Here is a 19,119-nt window from a genome sequence, read left to right on the forward strand (position 1 = left end):
ATGTTCCACCTATAAGGATAAGAAATCATGTTCAGCTGGTATCGCCAAGTCACTCCTCGGGAGCGCAAAACGTTTTGGGCCTGCTTCGGTGGATGGTCGCTGGACGCACTGGAAGTACAAATGTTCGGCCTGGCCATTCCGGCGTTAATTGCCGCCTTCGCCCTGACCAAGGGCGATGCCGGGCTGATCAGCGGCGTCACGTTAGTCACTTCGGCCATCGGCGGTTGGGTAGGGGGGACGTTGTCCGATCGCTATGGCCGGGTGCGCACGTTGCAGTGGATGATTTTGTGGTTCTCCTTCTTCACCTTTCTGTCCGCCTTCGTTACCGGGTTCCAGCAGTTGTTGATCGTCAAGGCGCTGCAAGGCTTCGGCATTGGCGGTGAGTGGGCGGCCGGCGCGGTACTGATGGCCGAAACCATCAACCCGAAATACCGCGGCAAAGTGATGGGCACCGTACAAAGTGCCTGGGCCGTAGGTTGGGGCGTGGCGGTCGGGGTTTTTGCGTTGATTTATTCGTTCGTACCGCAAGACATGGCCTGGCGTGTGATGTTCATCGTTGGCTTGTTGCCGGCGCTCCTGATCATCTGGGTACGGCGCAATGTCGAGGAGCCCGACAGCTTCCAGCGTCTGCAAAAAGAACACGCCATCGCGCAAAGTTTTTTCAAATCCCTGGCCGGTATTTTCCGTCCTGAATTGATCCGCGTGACACTGTTCGGCGGGCTGTTGGGCCTGGGCGCACACGGCGGGTACCACGCGGTGATGACGTGGCTGCCGACCTTCCTCAAGACCGAACGCAACCTGTCGGTGCTGAACTCTGGCGGCTACCTTGCCGTGATCATCCTTGCCTTCTGGTGTGGCTGCGTCGTCAGCGGATTCTTGATCGACCGTATTGGCCGCCGCAAAAACATCGTGCTGTTCGCCCTGTGCTGCGTCGTGACCGTGCAGTGCTACGTGTTCCTGCCCCTGACCAATACCCAAATGCTATTCCTCGGTTTTCCGCTCGGCTTCTTCGCGGCGGGCATTCCGGCCAGCCTCGGCGCACTGTTCAACGAGCTGTACCCGGCGGACGTGCGCGGTGCTGGCGTGGGGTTTTGCTACAACTTCGGCCGAGTGCTCTCGGCGGTATTCCCGTTTCTGGTCGGCCATATGAGTGACTCCATGTCACTGGGCTCGGCCATAGGCATCGACGCCGGGATCGCTTACGGCGTGGCCGTTATCGCTGCCCTTTGCCTGCCGGAAACCCGTGGTCGCAGTCTCGACGCTGCAATCCCATCCGTCTCGGTGCAAGGCCGCGAGAGCGCCCGAGCGTGATGATCATTACTTGCGATAGATGAAACCCATGTCTGATACCTGTTCAACATCGATCACTGGCATCGATTCCCATGCTCATGTCTTTAGTCGGGGGCTGAAGCTGTCCGCTAAACGGCGCTACGCCCCTGACTACGATGCCACGCTTGCGCAGTATCTGAATCACCTGGGTGCCCATGGTTTGAGTCACGGCGTATTGGTGCAGCCGAGCTTTCTGGGCACCGACAATAGCTACCTGTTGGCGGCGCTGAGACAAGTGTCGGAGCGGTTGCGAGGAGTGGTCGTGCTAGAGCCGGGCGTTAGTCGTGCGATGTTGAATGACATGGCTCACCTAGGCGTGGTCGGCGTTCGCTTGAACCTGATGGGCAAGGCGTTACCTGATTTTCGCAATCGCGCCTGGAAAGAATTTTTCAGCCACATCGCTGATCTTGACTGGCATGTCGAATTGCATCGGGAGGTAAAGGATCTGCCGGCACTGATCCATCAATTGACGCCGTTCGGTTTGAAGCTGGTTATTGATCACTTTGGTCGGCCGGATGCCAGTTTGGGCGTCGATCAACCAGGGTTTTGCGAGTTACTGGAATTGGGATCGAGAGGGTCGATCTGGATGAAGGTATCGGGAATTTATCGTTTGGGAGGTACACCGGAACAAAACCTCAATTTCGCCCGATCGGCATTACCGCTGTTGGAGCAAAGTTTCGGCCTCCACCAACTTGTATGGGGCAGCGACTGGCCACACACGCAGCATGAGAAAAGCATCGGTTTCGGCACAGTAATCAATCAGCGACAAGCCCTGGAGTGTTCGATGCAACTGAGCCATTCGTTGCTCGTGCAAGCACCTCAAAGGTTATTCGGTTTTGCAAAACGCGAAGGCTGAAGCTCACCCAAGAGCAGCCTATTACAACTACAAGAGAGCGGTTTCCATGAGCAAGCCATCCAGTACTGAAATTGAAAAATCGACCATGCGCAAGTTGGGGATTCGCCTGATCCCCTTTCTCGTACTCTGTTATTTCATCGCCTACATTGACCGAGTCAACATCGGTTTCGCTGCACTGACCATGAACCAGGACATCGGCCTGACGGCCAGTGCCTTCGGATTCGGCGCCACGCTGTTTTTCGTCGCTTATGTACTTTGCGAAATGCCAAGCAACATGGCCATGGAGCGTTTCGGTGCCCGCCGGTGGATCGCGCGCATCATGATTACTTGGGGCATCGTCGGATTCTGTTCGGCATTTGCGGTCGGGCCAATATCCTATTCGATTTCCCGATTCCTCTTGGGTGCAGCCGAAGCCGGCTTCTTTCCCGGCGTCATTCTTTACCTCACGCAATGCATCCCCAAAGCGTACATGGCTCGAATCGTTGCGCTATTCATGGTGGCGATACCACTCTCCAACTTTCTCGGCTCACCGGTGTCGGCACTGCTGTTGCAATTAGACGGTCTGGCCGGATTCAAGGGATGGCAGTGGTTGCTGATGTTTGAAGCCATTCCCGCCATCACCCTGGGATTGCTCGCGCTGAAGGTGTTGCCAAATCGGCCAAGCGAAGCGAAATGGTTGACTCAGCAGGAACAGGATTGGCTAGGCGAGCAACTGACTAACGATAAGGCCGCGCGCGAAAGTGGTATTCCTCAACACGCTCACAGCATAAGCGGCACCCTCAAGGCTGTGTTTACCAATAAATATGTATGGGTGCTTTCGATTATCTACATGGGCAGTTCGGCAACCAGCAACACGCTGTCGTTGTGGATGCCGCAGATCCTGAAATCCTTTCATCTGACCAACATGCAAACGGGTCTGATGAACATGATTCCGTTCGGCATGGCCGCAGCGTTCATGATTTTCTGGGGACTGCGTGCAGACAAGAGCGGGGAGCGGATCAAGAGCACTGCTATTCCGCTGGCCATTACTGCGGTGAGCTTCGCTGCCACGCTGTTCACGGACTCCCTGACCATTACGCTGGTACTGCTGACCCTCGTATTGATGGGTAACTATGCGATCAAGGGGCCGTTCTGGGCACTTTGCTCTGAATCCCTGCCGCCGGCGACTTTGGCCACCGGGATTGCAGCGATCAATACCTTTGCCCACTTGGGTACGGGCGCCATGAGTTCGGTGATCGGTGTACTGCGTGATCAGACCGGGAGCTTTCCAATTGCACTGATGCCACTCTGCATAGTGACCGCTATCGGTTCGCTATTGGTGTTTCTGATAGGTAAACAGAACGATCGTGCGAAGCAAATCGCTACGGTTGGCAGCTGACTGATTGCTTCTGAGGAGGCTCGAAATGGGCGAGCCTCCTCGTTGCGCATGATCCAGTGTTCGACATTCGGCGTTGAATCAGGCTGGGCATTATCCATGGCAATCAAAGGCCAGTACCATGACGGCCACCCCTTTTCCGGTACCAACGCTCGAACCGGTAAAATACCGATGAGTCGTTCTTCAAGGAGATATCCATGACATCAGGGCAATGTCTTTGCGGGGCTGTACGCTTTTCCCTCGGGGTTGAACCACGTTTTTTTTATCGATGCCATTGCACCCTGTGCCGCAAGCAAACCGGGGTCGGCCACAATCTCGCCACAGTGGTCAAAGCTCGCGACTTTCGATGGGAAGAAGGGTTAGGTGCGATCACTAGTTGGCGCAAATCCAGCGGGTACAGAAATGACTTTTGCTCACGATGTGGCTCGACCGTGCCTAATGCTCTTCGCGAGATGCCTTACTTCTGGATTCCACTTGGACTTCTCGATGGCGAACTGAGCATGGAGTGTGTTGGAGATTTCTGCACTGATGACGCTATGCCATGGGATGAACAACGCTCGGAAAAAAGTCATTGCTCAACCCCTGACTCACTTGGGTTTCTTCTGCAGGAGCTCCAGGTCGACAATGATTGATTCAGGAGCCTGGTCGGCATAGGGACGAATTGGTAGCCTGGCCCAAACTCGGTTCACCACCGTCCGCTATTGGTCATGGATTCCATCTGTTGCATCGACCGGTTGAATCCACAACCCGTACCGGCCTGTTTGGGGGTAATTATGACGTAGCATGGCTACATGATAATCAGCTTCCGATTTTATCGGGAATGGCAGTCGGGCCACTGAAAGGAATAATGTTTGGCTACCACATCACCTGCTCACACTCTGCGTGCACTGTCCGATCTTGATTACCATGACAGCAGGTCGGTTCCGCTCCCTGTTGAAATCACCACTCTTGACGCCTGGAACATCATGACGGCCGAACCGGGACTGCTCATGCGGCTAGCTTTCCGAACGAGGGACGCGATTTCCTCGTTATTCGGCGTGAAGCGGATCGGCGGGTTCTCCGGCGCCAGGCGAGAGACGGTACACGCTGGCGAACAGCTGGATTTCTTTCTGGTGGAGCATAGTGCCCCCGACATGCTGGTTCTGACCGAACGTGACCGGCATCTGGATGTCATGATTTGCCTTTCGATAACAGATCGTGTGTTCACGATCACCTCATCTGTCGTAACGCATAACGTCTTTGGGCGCATCTACATGTTGCCGGTAGGTCTAGCCCATAAGCTGATCGTCAATAGTGATCTCAAGCGACTGAAACGTAAGCTTGAAGGGAAGTAGATTTTGGTTGTTTCAGCTTTCCTCATTTCGCGCCGAACAGCATCGTCCAATAGATGCCGTTGTCGCTACGCGAGTTCGCGGCATAGGCCGCGCCAACCTGGGTAAACATCGGATTCATCAGGATGGCGCAATGCCCGGGGCTGGCCAGCCAGCCTTCCATAGCCTTGTCCGGCGAACGCTGCCCGGCGGCGATGTTCTCTCCGATCTGCCGGCCACCGTAGCCGGCGGCCTTCGCTCGGTCCCACGGCATATCACCGTTGGGGTCCTGGTGCGCGAAGTAATTGTCGTTGGCCATCGCCCGGCTGTGCCCCTGCGCCGCTGTCCCCAGGGCGGCATTCCAGGTCAGCGGCGGTGCAGCGGCAAAGCGCTGACGACCACACAGGTGCGGTTTCGCCCGTGCCGCGTTGACTTGTGCCAGCAACGTCTTGCCCGCCGCTCGCGGGTCGTCCAGATGCCCATCGAGCAAGGGCCGTGCCAGCACCACCTGCCATTCGCTCTCGTCGCGATACACGCCAATATCGGCGAACTGGGTATCGAGCAGGGCTCCACAGTAGCGGCTCTGGAGCATGTCAAAGGCCTCCTCGGCATCTTCAGCGCCGACCAGACGGATAGTCCGCACAGACACCGCCTGATAGCCGGAATCCTTCAACGTCTCCCGCGTAACGCCTCCATAGCCGATCGGCAAGGCCAGGTTCGACTTCAGAGCTAGCGGCGTCAAGGCTCGGACCGTGCGCCCCGCGCAGCGCTGCGGTTGGGCGCGGTAGTCGTTGATGTCCTCCACCAGTTGCCTTTCCCCGCCGGCATGGGCGGGACTGGCGAACAGGGGGAGCAAAGGAATAAGGCAGAACGAGAAAACGCAGGAGGAGCGAACGGTCTGGCGCATGAGGCGGGCAGCTCTGATGGGATGACGACGGTAATGGCGATAGTGGGCTGAGGAATGACCGCAGAGCGTTTCGCTGTATTGGCTCGCAAATGGATTCCAAGGCTGGGCTAAGACTGTGGGCCTCAACACAAGTTTCATGAGCAAAGGGGGGAATTTATTGTTGGAGTCGTGCGTCGGCTCCTGGCCGATTGCTGCCTGTCAGCAAGGGCTGCTATCCCAAAGCCGCCTATTACATTCATTGGCCAATGAAGAGGGGTGGTTACTTGATCTGAAAGATTCCAGCAATTGCATTCAAGGCTTTCCTGCCGTCAGATTCATAAAGACCATGTAGCAACCTCCGCTCGCTGAGACGATGCAGACGGAAGTGGTTGTAGAAAGCCTGACCCAATCTCTGGTTCTCGAATGCACCTCTGTCCCAAAGCGCTAAGAACTCATCATAGGTCGCTCTCTCAATTTCCGGTCTTATTCTACTTTTCAATGCGGGCCTCAATTGATGGTGAGCGCTGGCAGGATTCTACAAAGCCGGAACTGACGTTGACAGACCTGAGGGCCTACATCGCGAGCATCTCGGGTTAATGGCGTGACGCAATTACCCTAAGGTGGAGTATGCCGTTACACTGCGGCCCCCGAAATTTAAGCAAGGAAGCTTTGGATGCGTTCGCTCGTCAACGGTGTGCTCCTCTCCATGGCCTTGGTAGCCCCGGTCGTGGCCGCACCACTGTCATTTGCGGTAAATGACCCCAGTGGCAAGTACCTGGTGGAAGTGCTGTTCCCGGAGCCACCGCAAGACCCGCATCAACTGGCGCAAGCGCTCATCACTTTGCGCGACAAAAACACGCTCGAAACCCTGCAGCAATGGCAGACCCAGGCCGGTAATGTGCCGGCAAACCACAATGACAAAGCCGACGCGTGGTTGCTCGGGCCCTACGGCTTGTTGTACTTCGCCGATTTCAACTTCGATGGTCGTCAGGATCTGGCAATTCGCAACGGCACGGATCCCAAGGTGGATGGTCAGTCGCATTTCGATGTCTATTTGCAAGACCCGCAGCAAACCCGATGGGTCCTCAACGCTGCCTTAACGGACCTGGCGAAGGAGAGCAACGGGATGTTCTCGGTCAGCCCAACTGACGGCATTCTGCATTCGCAAACTGACCGCGGCTGCTGCTGGATGCGCACTAGCCAATGGAAAATGCGCGACGGCGAGTTGGTCCGGCTTCGCTCGTACACCCAGGAAGAAGTCCCTCCGACCGAGTTTGGCGAAAATTCCAGCATGCCCCGCGGCTATATGCTGCGCACCACCGGCGACTGGAAAGACGGCCAGTGGCACGAACAACCCAGTCTTGAAGGACCGGTCATCGAAGATTCTCAGAGTCTCGTCGGAACCCTCAACGGCAAAATCCCGGTAGAGATCTGGTACCAGGATCAGGGGGAGGTCCTCATTGGTGAGGTGCGGTACACCAAGGGTGGCAGCGGTGAGCCGATCAAACTGGTGGGTTCTCGGGAAGCCTACGGCGACGATAATTTTGTCTACCTTCACGAATATGCTGACGATGGTCGTCAGACGGGTATCTGGCGGATCACGCGGCAAACCATCGAACCCCACAACTACACCGGCACATGGGTCAGCGGCGCCAAGGGTGACGCCCGCGAACTGGCGATCCTGCTACACGATGAATACCGTGAACCGGACTACGACAAACTCAACGAAGTCGACCGTGACCAGCGCAGCGGCCATTACCAGATGCGCCGGGACTTTCTGGGGCGCGACGGAGACCTGGACTTGAAGATCCTGCCTGACCGCGATGCCGAGGGGAGAGAAGTGGCGGAGTTCACCGTGACATTGAAGGACGCTGTGACCTTGAAAGACATCGTGACCGAGCATCACATCGTGCCCATGGAAACCGAAAACCTGATCATTGTGCGTGAGCCGCAAGCGTCCAAGATAAATGGCCCGTATCACATACAGCTGGTGAAAAACTTTGCGGTCATCAACTACAACGCTGCGCCGGATTCTCAGGAGATGCTGACGGGGATGTACCGGAAGCGGCCTTGAGTAAAACCTGTCTAGTCCTGAAACAGGTGTAGACCTTATTCAGGACGGGACATACAAGCGAAAAAAGGCCGGAGACTCCCGGCGGACAAACCACTGTAGCTGTTCTGGCTCATCCGGGGGCGACTTGGGGTGAAAGAGGCCGGGCAATATCCCAAAAGGTCTGAATTCCTGAACTCGGTAGCAGCCGTTGGGGCTGATCTCGGCGGCGCCGTCGGGCTTCGCCAGAGCCTTTTCCCACCACTGTGAAACGGCCCATAGCCCCGCGCAGAACACGAGTGCACTGAGGACTAATGTCGAGAGCCGAGTGGGTTTTTTCATGTTCGAAGACCTATCTGTAACGTGCATGTGAAGTTGTTCTTTCCACTCTTGAGCCCCAGGCACTGGGCTAACGCTAAAGGCGCGGATGGACTGCCGGGATGGTGAAAGTCACCCTCTACTCAAGGCAGATTTCAGGTGTTGCGGGCAAGCTATCGAGAAATGCGGCAATCTGCCGGTTACCGCGCAAGTGCACCGTAGGAATTTCCGGGCCTATGGACAAGCGCACGCTCTCGATACCTGAGCGGTAACCGCGATCGAAATTCCACACGAAATTCAGGAAGGTCAGGAACGCTCGGTCGAGCTTCTCTTTACAGCCCGCTGGGAGGTCTGGGCGAGGGCGGTTCATTACGCTGCGCAAGATCACTCGGGCGAAACAGGTAAGCCGCGAAGTATCGAGCCAGATGATCAGGTCGGTACGGGGCAGGCGAAGGTCAAAGGTTCGCCGCGCGTAGTTGCCTTCACAAATCCAGGCATCCGGTGCGATCGCTTCGCGAACCCGTGCGCGGAACTGTTCGGCGTCGGGTTCGACCCAGCCAGGTTCCCAGAACAGCGTGTCCAGATGGACCACGGGTAGGTTCAGGCGCTTGCCGAGGGCGCGGGCTAGGGTAGATTTGCCGCTACCGGCATTGCCCAGAATTACAATCCGTTGCATGGGGACTTCCTGTCGCGAAAAAAGCCGGCGATTGTGCAGGTTTTGAACGTCCAGTTAAAGGCTGATGGGAGGGGGCGACCGCACCGTGGGAACGAATGTTGTGTTGCGACTGCGCTTCCTGGAGATGAGAGCGAGATGCCGTCCTATCCTTGATTGAATGTGCGCTATTGGCCGGTTGCTGTCTGTCGCGACCGGTTGAATCCACAACTGTTTACCGTCACTCGGGATCGGCAACCAGTCCGGATGGCTGCGCTGTTTCGCCGACCCGATCAGAGCTGACAATACGTGCTCTAGCGCTAGGCTTTTCTACTTTGTGCAGGGCTCGGATGGAATGAGTGCGACCAGATCCGTATCCCCTATGTCGACACCCGCTTGTGAAAGCAAGGTAGTCACTTGTCCGCGGTGATGCGTCTGGTGGTTGAAGAAATGCATGACCAAACCATAAAAGTTCCTGTCAGCGGGTATTCCCTTCATGCTTGTGTAATGGAGGGTGTGATCCAGATCCGACTCTGCAATGGAGCGAGACCACTCGATAATGTTCTGGTCGAGCCACACTCGATGTGCCGAAAGTTCTCGGATATTCGAGAACAGCAACTGGTCGAGGCTTTTGAGGGCAGGAAGCTGCTGAATCGGTCCCAGAGCCAAGTAGTTAGTTGGGTGCTTGGCGAATCGCTTTAGCCAGACCGTGTCGCCGGCCACCAGGTGGTTCAACGTCCCGAGAATTGAACCAAAGAATGCTTTCCTGTCCACTGAGAGCTCTTCATCCGACAGGCTTCTGGCTGCCTCATAAATCTTTGCGTTCATCCACTCGTTATAGGTCGCCATCAGGCAGATATGACTGGTTCGGTTCATCGTGCTTATCCTTTCAATGAATACTTGATAAGCGATCCACGCTCATCTTGAATCCCGGTCCAGTGTTGGGCTTTGTTGTTTCGGGGGTAGCAGGGAGAGGGGCGCTCTTGCTTGATGCTTGCATGTGGCTCGGTGAATGTCTTCATTTGGCCGATATTTGCATGTCGCGAAGGACTGCAATTCACAACCCAAACCGGTCATTCATGACACGCAGAAAATTGCCGAAGAACGACCTGGTAGTGCAGACCCGCGCCATAAATCGCACGTTGCCGCACAGGCAACTGCCGGTGAGTCGTTCCATGCGGCGTCTCGGCTGAAATCAAGCGGCTGGGATGTCGACCGGCTAACCCGCGAGTGCCGCTTCGATTGCCGCGATGTCTATCTTGGTCATTGTCATCATGGCGTCGAAAGCGCGCTTGGCCGCCGCTCGATCGGGGTTGGATATCGCGGCGCTCAGGACGCGGGGCGTGATCTGCCACGACAGGCCCCACTTGTCCTTGCACCAGCCACATACGCTTTCCTGGCCGCCGTTTGTGACAATCGCGTTCCACAAGCGGTCAGTTTCGGCCTGGTCGTCGGTCGCCACCTGGAATGAAAAAGCCTCGTTGTGCTTGATCCCCGGCCCCCCGTTCAATCCGAGGCAAGGGATGCCCATCACTGTGAACTCGACCGTTATTACATCGCCTTGCTTGCCCGCCGGGTAGTCGCCAGGCGCGTGATGGACGGCGACGACCGCGCTGTCCGGGAATGTTTGGGCGTAGAACTCTGCAGCATCCTGCGCAGCGCCGTCGTACCAGAGGCAAATCGTGTTTTTGCTGACCATTTTTCCTCTCCAGAATCAGGACTGATACCTTCATTCCAGCCGCGCAGTCAGCCGCGCTGAACGTTGGCAAATCAACAGGCAAACCCCAAGTATTATTCAAAGCGCTGATTTTTCAAAAATCGGCCAAAGGAGATTTTGATGGCCACGGCACATGTTTTCATTGTCCATTTTCGGCAATCACTGCCCTGATGTAATAGCCCAGCGGGACTTTGAGTTTCACCATCCGCTCATAGAGATCGAGCATCTTGTTGGTGTCTTGCTCAACACCGGGTTGTCCTGGCCAGCCCGTGCGATAGAGTCCCGCCAGGTTATGCATTGCCTTCCAATGATCTTTGGCGATGGCTTTTTCGTAGAGTCCGACGATGGTTTTCCAGTCTTTGACTCCTCGTACTTTCTCCAAAGCGCGGGCCTGTTGAAACCAGCGTTCAGCTTCCGCATCCAGCGGTGGGTTGTGGTCTTTTTCGTAGGCACAGGTAAAGGTTGGATAGCCCATGGCCGGAGCTCCGCTCAACAAAAGTGAAAAAATGAGGGCACAAAAAGAGATGGCTTTAGTCAATGGCTTTGGCATAAGGCGTCTCCACGTCCCAAAAGCGCGTTAGATGGGCTATCAATGGCTCATTTTTGTTTTTGTTTTCCCAGTTTTTATCCATCACTTCATTCCAACTTTTAAAGTTGGCCGCCGCATTACAGCGCCCCTTGCTGTCGTTGATTGACTCACCGACATGCAACTTCCACAACTCTTCCCGCCAATGTTTGGCCAACTCGGCATCCGGTGCAGCCAGACCTAACTCGGAGTCAGTATGCAGGCTGCGGGTGTTGATATTCGCAGAGCTGAGCAAGCTGAAGACATCGTCCACCACCAGCAATTTTGAGTGCACGTAGATGTCCCGGAAAAAAGCCTGCTCTCCCTCGGATAAAGTGCTTCCGGGTTCTGGAGTGCAAGCAGTCAGCGTCGCGATGACGACCTTGAGACCCGGTAAATCCTTGAGGGTGTAGGGTTTTGGCTCTTCACTATCATTCGATTTGGGCTTGCCGAGGTCAGGAATATCTTTTGGTTTGAGACCGCCCAGACGCTGTTCTACTTCAGGGGTGACGCCCTTTTTTTCCAGCTCGGTAATCTCGCGCTTCAGTACCCCGGCTCGGCTGAGCTGAATCTGCTGTACGTCGGGATCACTGTGTGGGTTTGCTTCCAGATACGCCAACTGGCTGCGCTTTCGAAGCATATCTTCCACCAGGCTGCGCTGAGCCTGAGGCATCAGTTGCTCCTGCCCCAGTTCCTGCAAGGTGGCATAGGTGGTGCTGGAAAAGCCCTTGTCGTTCGGGTTGTTGGTGACGACGAACAAGTACAAATCCTTGTCTCTACCCTTTGCGATATAAGCCGCCGCCAGTTCACGCAGCTGTTTGGCAAACGGCGGGTAGCGGAAATACTGGTTTTCAAAATAGGCGTAGTTGCGCACGTTGCCTAAAGCCTTGTGGTACAGCTCCAGAATCGAGGTCTCTGCACCTTCTTGCGGTTGCGTACGGCAAATCTGCGCCATGGTTGAACCGGCGGCTTTGAAATTGTCCGGTTTGATGGCCTGGCGTTGATCGCGCAGGCCATCGACAAACCATTTCTTGACCCAAAAGGTTTCCCGATCCCAGGCGGTGCTGAAGTTGTGGTTCAGGTCATGCAGGGCAGGGCCCCGTATCCGGTAGATCTGCCCATGAATGCCGCTACCATTGGCGTCGAACGCCAGAAACGCCTGTTTGTGCAGCAGCGTTTCCAGGTCCAGGTCGGGGTTTTCGCTGACCAGTTCCACATCAAACGCATAGGGCGTGTTGATTGCCTCGGTGCCGGTAAACGAAAGCACTTGAAGATCGTGCTCAAGATCATCGATGGTCAGGCTGAAATGAGCTTGGTTGGCAGGACTGAACATCTATTGTTGCTCCTTGACGTGTAGATCTTCCGTAAAAAACCAGGCTTGCCTATGAGGCATGGAGGCTCAGTGCGAGCGGCAGTTTATGAGGCGCGCAATGATAGCTCGCTTGAACTGCGCAAGAAGTTGCGCAGTTGCCCGGAGAGCACCAGTACGTGGGTGATTCAAAGAATTGAAACAAAGTATTTCGCGATTTCGTTAACTACCACGTACTCATCCGTCGAGCGTCCGTTTCTAGCCAAAGTGTATAAAAACGCCTTCGCGAGCACTTGCTATTATTTCTGAGGATTTTATCGCTGCCGATCGGCAAGAACCCACACCCTCTGAGGCCAAAGCGGTGCGTCTGGAAGAGAAAATCAGCCAAGCTGAAGACTGAGCCGCCCCTGATTTAGTCGACATCTCCTGCCAGCCGCTAGATGCCGACTCCTGGGAGGTCAATGAGATCTGGAGAGTGGTAGTTTAATCAGAAATTATAGTACTCTTTGTTTTGCTGGGCTGGGCTGGGCTGCATATAAAGGCCGGTTGCAATAAAAAGGACTTCAAGGGGGCATGCGGTGTCAGCTATCAGGAGCATTAAAGTCGTAATGATGCGCTGTATAAAATCATTAAGCTGCATGCTGTTTTATGCGATTAAGCAGCTGGCTGGAGCTTTAATTAAAGTCGTACTTTGCGCGGCCGCAATATTGGTCGGTATTGTTTTTTTTATTTACGTGACTGCTGATTCCACGAATCCACAAATGGTCCCTTTGCTAACCGCGCTAGTCACCACTGTCAATGAAAATCGAATATCTTATTATCAGGATCAGGACGGGTGTGAGAGTTTGCTTTCCGAGGCTGGTAACTATGCAAGCTCAGCAGTCTCCACCTGTGGCGTCGGTGACGAGACCAAACCTTTCGATGTACAAGGAACAGAACTTTTCACCAAAGTCAGATATGCAGCAAAGAAGGCAAAGCTAGCCCCCATTAGTATCAGCATCCGGTCCGAGCAAGGGCGTGTATCGTTCGCGCAGATCGACCTTCCATGCTTCTACTGCTACGCCTTTTATATCTATTCACCACAAGAAGTATACAGCCCTGATAAGGCGGAAAAAGCACTCGTTACCAATATGGGCGGGGATTGGTATTATGTGACGACAAGTATCTGAACCCTCCACACTTTATCTCACGACAACTTACTTTTCAGCACCTCGTGCTTTGTCATTTTGATTGCATACACGAGGAGCGGTTTGGGTTGCCTTGGCCATCGGCCTGGCGATCATGGAGGGTGTGAATCGCCACTAGTCATATAGATGTCGCAGGCCGTCTGCCGTGGATCGATCTCAGTCCGTCGTGATAGACGGAAATCGGTCATAAGCTGCCGCGTCAGATGCGTCTAAAATCTGAGGCTGATCAGGGCGTGGGGATTGGGGGGAAATGATGGATCTTATATGTTAGTCTTCTGCCACATTGGATTTTGAGGTGATTTGAGTATGAAAAATACGAAACTTAAGGCTGGAATGTGTAATTTTTTATTATGGATTTTTATGCTTTTAGTTATAATTTCTACCAATACGTTGGTATACCTTTCGTCGCTATTAAATTTCAATGACAGCTCTCAACTTATTTTTGTCTTTAGTTTGTATCTTCTTGTTTATATTGTGTCTTTGATTTTGTTGGCTTGGGTGTGGCAATTTTTACATAAGTTTCTGGCGGTTAAAGCATTGCCAGGTCAAAAGATATTGGTAACGTATGAGGTGACTTTTGAAGAGTATGAGAAGCTTAAAGTTTTTTTGGCTGAAGTCAGAGCCTAGATGTAATGCTCTAAGGTAGAGTGTTTTTTGCAGGTTTAGCGGCTGTGTTTGAAGGCAGGGGGGAGCAATGGAGTCGAAGGCGCACTTACGCCTGGTGTCTGCCCGCCTATTGACTGAATTTTCTAAGACTTCGCCCGACGCCACCGACCAATCTTGCGCTTGCGGATTTGGTACGTGAAGCTTATCGGCAGGGCGATTTCGCGCTCGTCATCGGAGGGGATTGCTCGATTCTGTTGGGCGCCCTCGCTGGCGCGCGCTACGCAGGCCCGCTGTCGCTGATTCATATTGATGGGCACAGCGACTTTCGCCATCCAGGCAATTACGATCCTGAGCAAAGCTTGGGTGCTGTGGCGGGCATGGACCTTGCGCTAGCGACCGGCCGTGGCGAGACACTAGCGACCGAATGGCCCGGTGTATCCGGCCCGCTTGTTGAAGATATTCACGTTGTCCAACTTGGCGAACGCGAAAACCGCGATGAAGATTTCGCATGGCCCGACGTAAACAGCACTTCCATCAACCGGATCGACGTTTTCGAGGCGCTGGCGATCGGTCCGGCTGCTGTCATTAAGCGTATCGGCGACACGCTCAATCGGGTGCCTGATCAGGGCTTCTGGATACACTTTGATGTCGATGTGCTGGACCAAGCCGTCATGCCTGCCGTCGATTGCCCTGGGTCTCCTGGTATTGCTCCTGACGATTTGGTGAAAATCATGACTCCATTCGTTGCTGATCACCGATGTCGGGGGATGACGGTTACGGTTTTCGACCCTGATCTTGATCCTGATGGACGGTTCGCCGCTACAATCGTCGGGATCATGGCGCAACTTCCGTTCCCGATTCGATTGAACGATTGATATGACTGTCCCGGACAGTCGGTTCAGTCCTAGGAAACGACTACAAACATCAGGCGCTCAAGAGAATTTTCCGACAGCTTTTCAAGGTTGCCGGGTGGGAAGGTGTATGGATAACCTCCGGGTGTCGCGGCCAAAGCAGCGACCGGGCGTCGCGGCCTGGACCCATCAAGCTCCCACTTACTCAAGGAGCTTCACCATGCACAAGATCACTTCCGATCTCGCAGAAACCCCAAGCACTTCCCCTTACGCCTCCACCGACTCCAAAAAACTCCACGCTGCCGCCGAGCGGGCGTTGGATCACCACCTCAAGCCGCCGTTCGACAAGGGCAACCTGCCCGATAAACGTCCCTCCAACATCTTTGCAGTCATCCCTGATCTGGATAACGAAACCCTGTTGGCCCACGCCTCGGAAACCCTGGCGTCGTTGAATGTATTGGCCAGCGATCTGGCGTTCGAGCTGGAGGGCACGCGCCGGCATGTGGCGTTGGCGATTCAACAGATGATTTCGTTGGGGGAGTTGTTGGTGAATCGGGCGCTGGATAATTACGATCAGCCGGATGCGCCGTAGTACCGCGTTGTAGCGAGGCTGCTTGCCCCGTCGACCGGTCTGCGTTGGTTCGCGACCGGTCGGTGGGTTCAGTGCCGGCGCGGTTGCCGGCGTTGCGCCGTGGTGCTTATTTCACGGCGTAAAACTTGCGGACATACCGGGTGCTTTGCCAGGCGCACGGTGCGCCTTGCGGTACGAATACCGTGTCGCCGGTGTTGACGGTCAGGCTCGTACCATCGGCTGCTCGCAGGGTGACGCTGCCTTCGATCAGGTGCATCAGCTCGTTGAGTTTATGCGGGCGGCCATGGCGTTCGTAGGGGGTCGAATCCCAGACGCCGACGCGCAGGTCGCTGGTGCTGTCTTCGAAGGCATTGCGTGAGCGGCATTGCGGGGTAGGCCCGATCAGTATTTGCGGTTCCGGCGCGGCCGAAGGGGAGAGCATTGCTAGCGGGTCCAGCGCTGTCAGCCCTGGTGTCGGCTCAGCGTTGGGGCTGATCACGGCACAGAATGCCCAGCACGTATCGGCTTGCGCCTCGATTCGCAGCGTGGTCCCACGGCCGATCACCGCGCTGGCACCGATCCCCAGTTCCAGCGTCTGGCCTTTGGATTTCAACACGACGTGGCCGGCGTGGACCACGATCACTTCGGTGTGCGGGAAGTCATCGATATCGAGTGATTCGCTTGTGTTCACGGTCCCGGCGCAGATGCCATCGGGCCCGGTGTAGGCGACCTGACGATGTGCCTTGAAGGGGTCGGCAGCGCTCAAGGACGTTGCGTTGAAAGACGTGGCGACACGGCTGCCGTCGGCGCGAGCCAACAGCAGAACGGTAGGTTGAGGCATGTGGGTGATGCTCCATGCAAATGGGGTGTGGAGGGTGTTGGGTAGCGGCGGCAGCTTTGCGCGCGGCTATCAGCCAATGGCCTGGGTGACGAGTGCGAACTGTCGGACGCCGTTGACCGCTTGCGGCGGTGTGCCCCGTGCCATTTGTGCCACGGTGTCGACCTGTTTGAGGCCGACCGAGTCCAGCCAGTCGCTCAAGCCACTGTCCGCCGGAATGTCGATGCGCACGAAGGCCTCCGGTACGTGGGCCAGTAACACGGCGATCAGGTGTTTGGCCTGTTCGATGTTCTCGGCGACCACCGGGCCAAGGCCGCGACCACGGCCATAAGGGCGCAGCAGGGCGAAGGCGCGCACTTGGCCATCGCGCTCGATGACAGCCGAATGCTCGACCACATCGAACAGCTCGTTGAGCACCGTTTGCCGGTCCAGCCCGGTGCCCGCATTGGCCAGTTCCAGCACGCGGGCCTTATCGGCCTCACGCAGCGGGCGAGAGGTTTCACCGTCGGCCAGCGGCACAGGTGCAACGGCTTGCGCCGGGCCCTGGTGTTGCTGAATCCGCCCGAACTCGACAAAGCCCTGACTCGCGTAAAGCGGTGCACCGGCAAGGGTCGCATTGAGTACCGGGATGCGCGACTGAGAAGCATCAAGTGCCTGCTCCATCAGCTTGCGGCCGATGCCTTTGCCTTGATAGTCGTCGCTGACGATCACCAGGCCGATGGTGGCGAAGTCGCCTTGGGGGCAGGCGAACGCGGTGCCGATCAGACGCTCGCCATCGAGAGCCACAAAGCCGTCGCTGATGCGCAACACCATGGCCCAGTCGTCCAGACGATGGGGCCACTTCAATTGCACGGACAAGGCATGGGCCGAGGGCAGGTCGGCGGTCGTCATCGGGCGATAGACATAAGCAGAAGGGAGCGGGGCGGACATGGCGAGTCTCCGTTGGACAGTGTGCGCGATCAACCGGCTGTGCGGCGCGATGGTGCCTGTATCCCATCTGCGCGAAGGCCTGACAAGAGGGGCTGGAGCATTCGGCAGATTCCGCACGCCCGCGGCCACAAGACCACACTTACTACTTAATTGCCCGGCAAGGTCGGCAGCAAATGCTTGGGCTTTTTTTCTACGATGGAGGCCTGAGTTGACGACTCGCCGTCTCTTTTTTGGAGTGCTCCATGGATAGCTTCGATCCTCGCCTTATCGCTGTGCGCAGCGCTCATTTCATTGCCGGCCAATACCGCGATGCTCAACCGGGACTTGAGGTGGTGCGGCCGTTGGATGGCCAGGTCTATGCCCAGTTGCCGATTGTCGATGCCGACCTGGTGGATGAAGCGTTCGAAGCCAATTTGCGCTTCAAGAGTGTGCTGATTGATATCGTTCCGTAGGCGGCTGGCACGTACCCCCTGTTGTCAGGGGCTTGCCCTGATGCCAGTTAGTTAAGGAAAAATTTGCCGAGCACAAAACCTGTGGCGAGGGAGCTTGCTCCCGCGGGTCGGTCCGCGCTCGGGCGAAGCGACTCTAAAGTCAGCCACCGCGAGTATCCAGATGGAGCGCGATTGCCGGATTACGACCGCTTCGCGGCCGAGCGGGAGCAAGCTCCCTCGCCACAGGTGATCCGTTAACCGCCTATCGTCGACAGGTTTCAAACCGGATCCAAACGGGCGCTTCCTCAGGGAAGCGCCCGTTTTCGTGGTGCCCGGCGCAGGTTCTGCGGTGAATCGGTGTGCGCTTGAGCCTTGCGGCGTTATAAAGGCCCATAAGAGCGCATGAATACGGGGTTTGCCCAAGGCTGGAGCGACCCGCAAAGTCTGCTGAGGGCGGGCGCTAAAACGGTGGTTTGTATCGACCAGAGGTCGCTTTTAACGCCATCTGCTGATTTCACGGTGTTGTAATGACGGTGTGCTGCAGCGTTGCATCACGGCTCCCGGAACGGAGCGAATGCTTGTCACGCCATGACCTCAACGAACTTCAGGACCGCACTCAATGAGCTTTCTTCGCCCCAAATTCATTACGTTCGACTGCTACGGTACGCTGACCAATTTCCACATGGGTACGATGACTCGCGAACTGTTCGCCGATCGCGTGGTGCCCGAGCAGATGGATCAGTTCGTCAAGGACTTCTCGGCCTATCGCTTGGACCAGGTCATGGGTGACTGGATGCCGTATGACGAAATCCTCAAGACCGCCCTGGCAAGGACCTGCAAGCGTTGGGGTATTGAGTACCGTGACGAAGGTCAGCTGTATTACGACGCCGTGCCGACCTGGGGCCCGCACCCGGATGTACCGGCCGGCCTGTCGAAAATCGCCGACAAAATCCCGCTGGTGATTTTCTCCAACGCCAGCAACAGCCAGATCATGTCCAACGTCGATAAGCTCGGCGCACCGTTTCACAAGGTTTTTACCGCTGAACAGGCACAAGCCTACAAACCGCGCCTGGCCGCGTTCGAGTACATGCTCGACAACCTCAACTGCGGCCCGGAAGACATCTTGCATGTGTCGTCGAGCTTCCGTTACGACCTGATGCCAGCCCACGACATGAAGATCAAGAACAAGGCCTTCGTCGCCCGTGGTCACGAAGTCCCGGCCAATGCTTTCTACGAGTACCGGCAGATCACCGACATCGGCGGGCTGGCGGCGCTAGTCGGTCTCTGAGTCGTCACGGCAACGGCATTCTCACGGCAGTCTTTTTGGTAGAGGCGGGT

The 19,119-nt window shown here is 55.9% G+C and carries 18 protein-coding genes and 3 pseudogenes; 12 read left to right on the forward strand and 9 right to left on the reverse strand.

Features of this window, described 5'->3' with window-relative positions:
• The first annotated feature begins 27 nt into the window (after window positions 1-27).
• The 5 genes from KRR23_RS04525 to KRR23_RS04545 all read left to right on the forward strand — a co-directional run bounded on the left by KRR23_RS04525 (window position 28) and on the right by KRR23_RS04545 (window position 4,894).
• Window positions 28-1,311, forward strand: a complete 1,284-nt coding sequence (locus KRR23_RS04525; RefSeq protein WP_216741534.1) for an MFS transporter — start codon at window positions 28-30, stop codon at window positions 1,309-1,311.
• Window positions 1,312-1,339: 28 nt separating this feature from the next.
• Complete coding sequence (locus KRR23_RS04530) at window positions 1,340-2,185, forward strand: amidohydrolase (RefSeq protein ID WP_216741535.1); 846 nt, start codon at window positions 1,340-1,342, stop codon at window positions 2,183-2,185.
• On the forward strand, window positions 2,166-3,563 hold the full coding sequence (locus KRR23_RS04535) for an MFS transporter (RefSeq protein ID WP_253911925.1): 1,398 nt from the start codon (window positions 2,166-2,168) through the stop codon (window positions 3,561-3,563). Before KRR23_RS04530 ends, KRR23_RS04535 begins: the two co-directional genes overlap by 20 nt.
• Window positions 3,564-3,757: 194 nt before the next feature.
• Window positions 3,758-4,192: a GFA family protein gene (locus tag KRR23_RS04540; protein ID WP_216741536.1), complete on the forward strand. Its 435-nt coding sequence runs from the start codon at window positions 3,758-3,760 to the stop codon at window positions 4,190-4,192.
• A 219-nt stretch (window positions 4,193-4,411) separates the two neighbouring features.
• On the forward strand, window positions 4,412-4,894 hold the full coding sequence (locus KRR23_RS04545; protein WP_216741537.1) for a DUF2867 domain-containing protein: 483 nt from the start codon (window positions 4,412-4,414) through the stop codon (window positions 4,892-4,894).
• 22 nt (window positions 4,895-4,916) lie between these two features.
• Here the strand turns inward: KRR23_RS04545 and KRR23_RS04550 are convergent, their stop codons facing one another.
• A complete protein-coding gene (locus KRR23_RS04550) occupies window positions 4,917-5,777 on the reverse strand; it encodes a CAP domain-containing protein (RefSeq protein ID WP_216741538.1) in 861 nt (286 codons plus the stop codon).
• A 652-nt stretch (window positions 5,778-6,429) separates the two neighbouring features.
• On the opposite strand from KRR23_RS04550, the gene KRR23_RS04555 reads away from it, so the two are divergent.
• A complete protein-coding gene (locus tag KRR23_RS04555; RefSeq protein ID WP_216741539.1) occupies window positions 6,430-7,830 on the forward strand; it encodes a hypothetical protein in 1,401 nt (466 codons plus the stop codon).
• 433 nt (window positions 7,831-8,263) lie between these two features.
• Here KRR23_RS04555 and KRR23_RS04560 read toward each other — a convergent pair whose 3' ends face one another.
• From KRR23_RS04560 to KRR23_RS04580, 6 genes and pseudogenes are all read right to left on the reverse strand, one after another.
• Window positions 8,264-8,800, reverse strand: coding sequence for an AAA family ATPase (locus KRR23_RS04560; protein ID WP_103317348.1), 537 nt, complete (start codon window positions 8,798-8,800; stop codon window positions 8,264-8,266).
• A gap of 306 nt (window positions 8,801-9,106) precedes the next feature.
• Window positions 9,107-9,652, reverse strand: coding sequence for a DinB family protein (locus tag KRR23_RS04565; RefSeq protein ID WP_216741540.1), 546 nt, complete (start codon window positions 9,650-9,652; stop codon window positions 9,107-9,109).
• A gap of 343 nt (window positions 9,653-9,995) precedes the next feature.
• Entirely contained in the window at window positions 9,996-10,475 is a 480-nt protein-coding gene (locus KRR23_RS04570; protein ID WP_216741541.1) for a VOC family protein, read from the reverse strand.
• A gap of 160 nt (window positions 10,476-10,635) precedes the next feature.
• Window positions 10,636-10,968: pseudogene (locus KRR23_RS04575) on the reverse strand (sel1 repeat family protein); the annotation flags it as partial.
• Between the two features lie 55 nt (window positions 10,969-11,023).
• Window positions 11,024-12,013 carry a phospholipase D-like domain-containing protein gene (locus KRR23_RS29360; RefSeq protein WP_367880645.1) on the reverse strand — a complete coding sequence of 330 codons (990 nt, stop codon included), beginning with the start codon at window positions 12,011-12,013 and terminating at the stop codon, window positions 11,024-11,026.
• A 147-nt stretch (window positions 12,014-12,160) separates the two neighbouring features.
• A pseudogene (locus KRR23_RS04580) lies at window positions 12,161-12,391 on the reverse strand (type VI secretion system tip protein VgrG); the annotation flags it as partial.
• A gap of 584 nt (window positions 12,392-12,975) precedes the next feature.
• On the opposite strand from KRR23_RS04580, the gene KRR23_RS04585 reads away from it, so the two are divergent.
• From KRR23_RS04585 to KRR23_RS04600, 4 genes are all read left to right on the forward strand, one after another.
• Window positions 12,976-13,536 (forward strand): hypothetical protein, encoded by a 561-nt coding sequence (locus tag KRR23_RS04585; RefSeq protein WP_216741542.1) that lies wholly within the window; start codon window positions 12,976-12,978, stop codon window positions 13,534-13,536.
• Window positions 13,537-13,860: 324 nt separating this feature from the next.
• Window positions 13,861-14,181: a hypothetical protein gene (locus KRR23_RS04590; RefSeq protein ID WP_216741543.1), complete on the forward strand. Its 321-nt coding sequence runs from the start codon at window positions 13,861-13,863 to the stop codon at window positions 14,179-14,181.
• Window positions 14,182-14,294: 113 nt separating this feature from the next.
• Entirely contained in the window at window positions 14,295-15,035 is a 741-nt protein-coding gene (locus KRR23_RS04595; RefSeq protein WP_301542404.1) for an arginase family protein, read from the forward strand.
• A 196-nt stretch (window positions 15,036-15,231) separates the two neighbouring features.
• Window positions 15,232-15,603 (forward strand): DUF6124 family protein, encoded by a 372-nt coding sequence (locus tag KRR23_RS04600; protein WP_216741544.1) that lies wholly within the window; start codon window positions 15,232-15,234, stop codon window positions 15,601-15,603.
• Window positions 15,604-15,709: 106 nt separating this feature from the next.
• On the opposite strand, the gene KRR23_RS04605 is transcribed toward KRR23_RS04600, so the two are convergent.
• Together KRR23_RS04605 and KRR23_RS04610 are read right to left on the reverse strand one after the other, a co-directional pair.
• Window positions 15,710-16,423: a cupin domain-containing protein gene (locus KRR23_RS04605; protein WP_216741545.1), complete on the reverse strand. Its 714-nt coding sequence runs from the start codon at window positions 16,421-16,423 to the stop codon at window positions 15,710-15,712.
• 69 nt (window positions 16,424-16,492) lie between these two features.
• A complete protein-coding gene (locus KRR23_RS04610) occupies window positions 16,493-17,350 on the reverse strand; it encodes a GNAT family N-acetyltransferase (protein WP_216741546.1) in 858 nt (285 codons plus the stop codon).
• A 242-nt stretch (window positions 17,351-17,592) separates the two neighbouring features.
• Here KRR23_RS04610 and KRR23_RS04615 point away from each other — a divergent pair.
• Together KRR23_RS04615 and KRR23_RS04620 are read left to right on the forward strand one after the other, a co-directional pair.
• A pseudogene (locus KRR23_RS04615) lies at window positions 17,593-17,751 on the forward strand (aldehyde dehydrogenase); the annotation flags it as partial.
• Between the two features lie 649 nt (window positions 17,752-18,400).
• Entirely contained in the window at window positions 18,401-19,069 is a 669-nt protein-coding gene (locus KRR23_RS04620; protein WP_216741547.1) for a haloacid dehalogenase type II, read from the forward strand.
• Window positions 19,070-19,119: the final 50 nt, after the last annotated feature.

It is taken from the genome of Pseudomonas sp. CVAP#3, from assembly GCF_018986375.1.
GTDB lineage: Bacteria > Pseudomonadota > Gammaproteobacteria > Pseudomonadales > Pseudomonadaceae > Aquipseudomonas > Aquipseudomonas helvetica.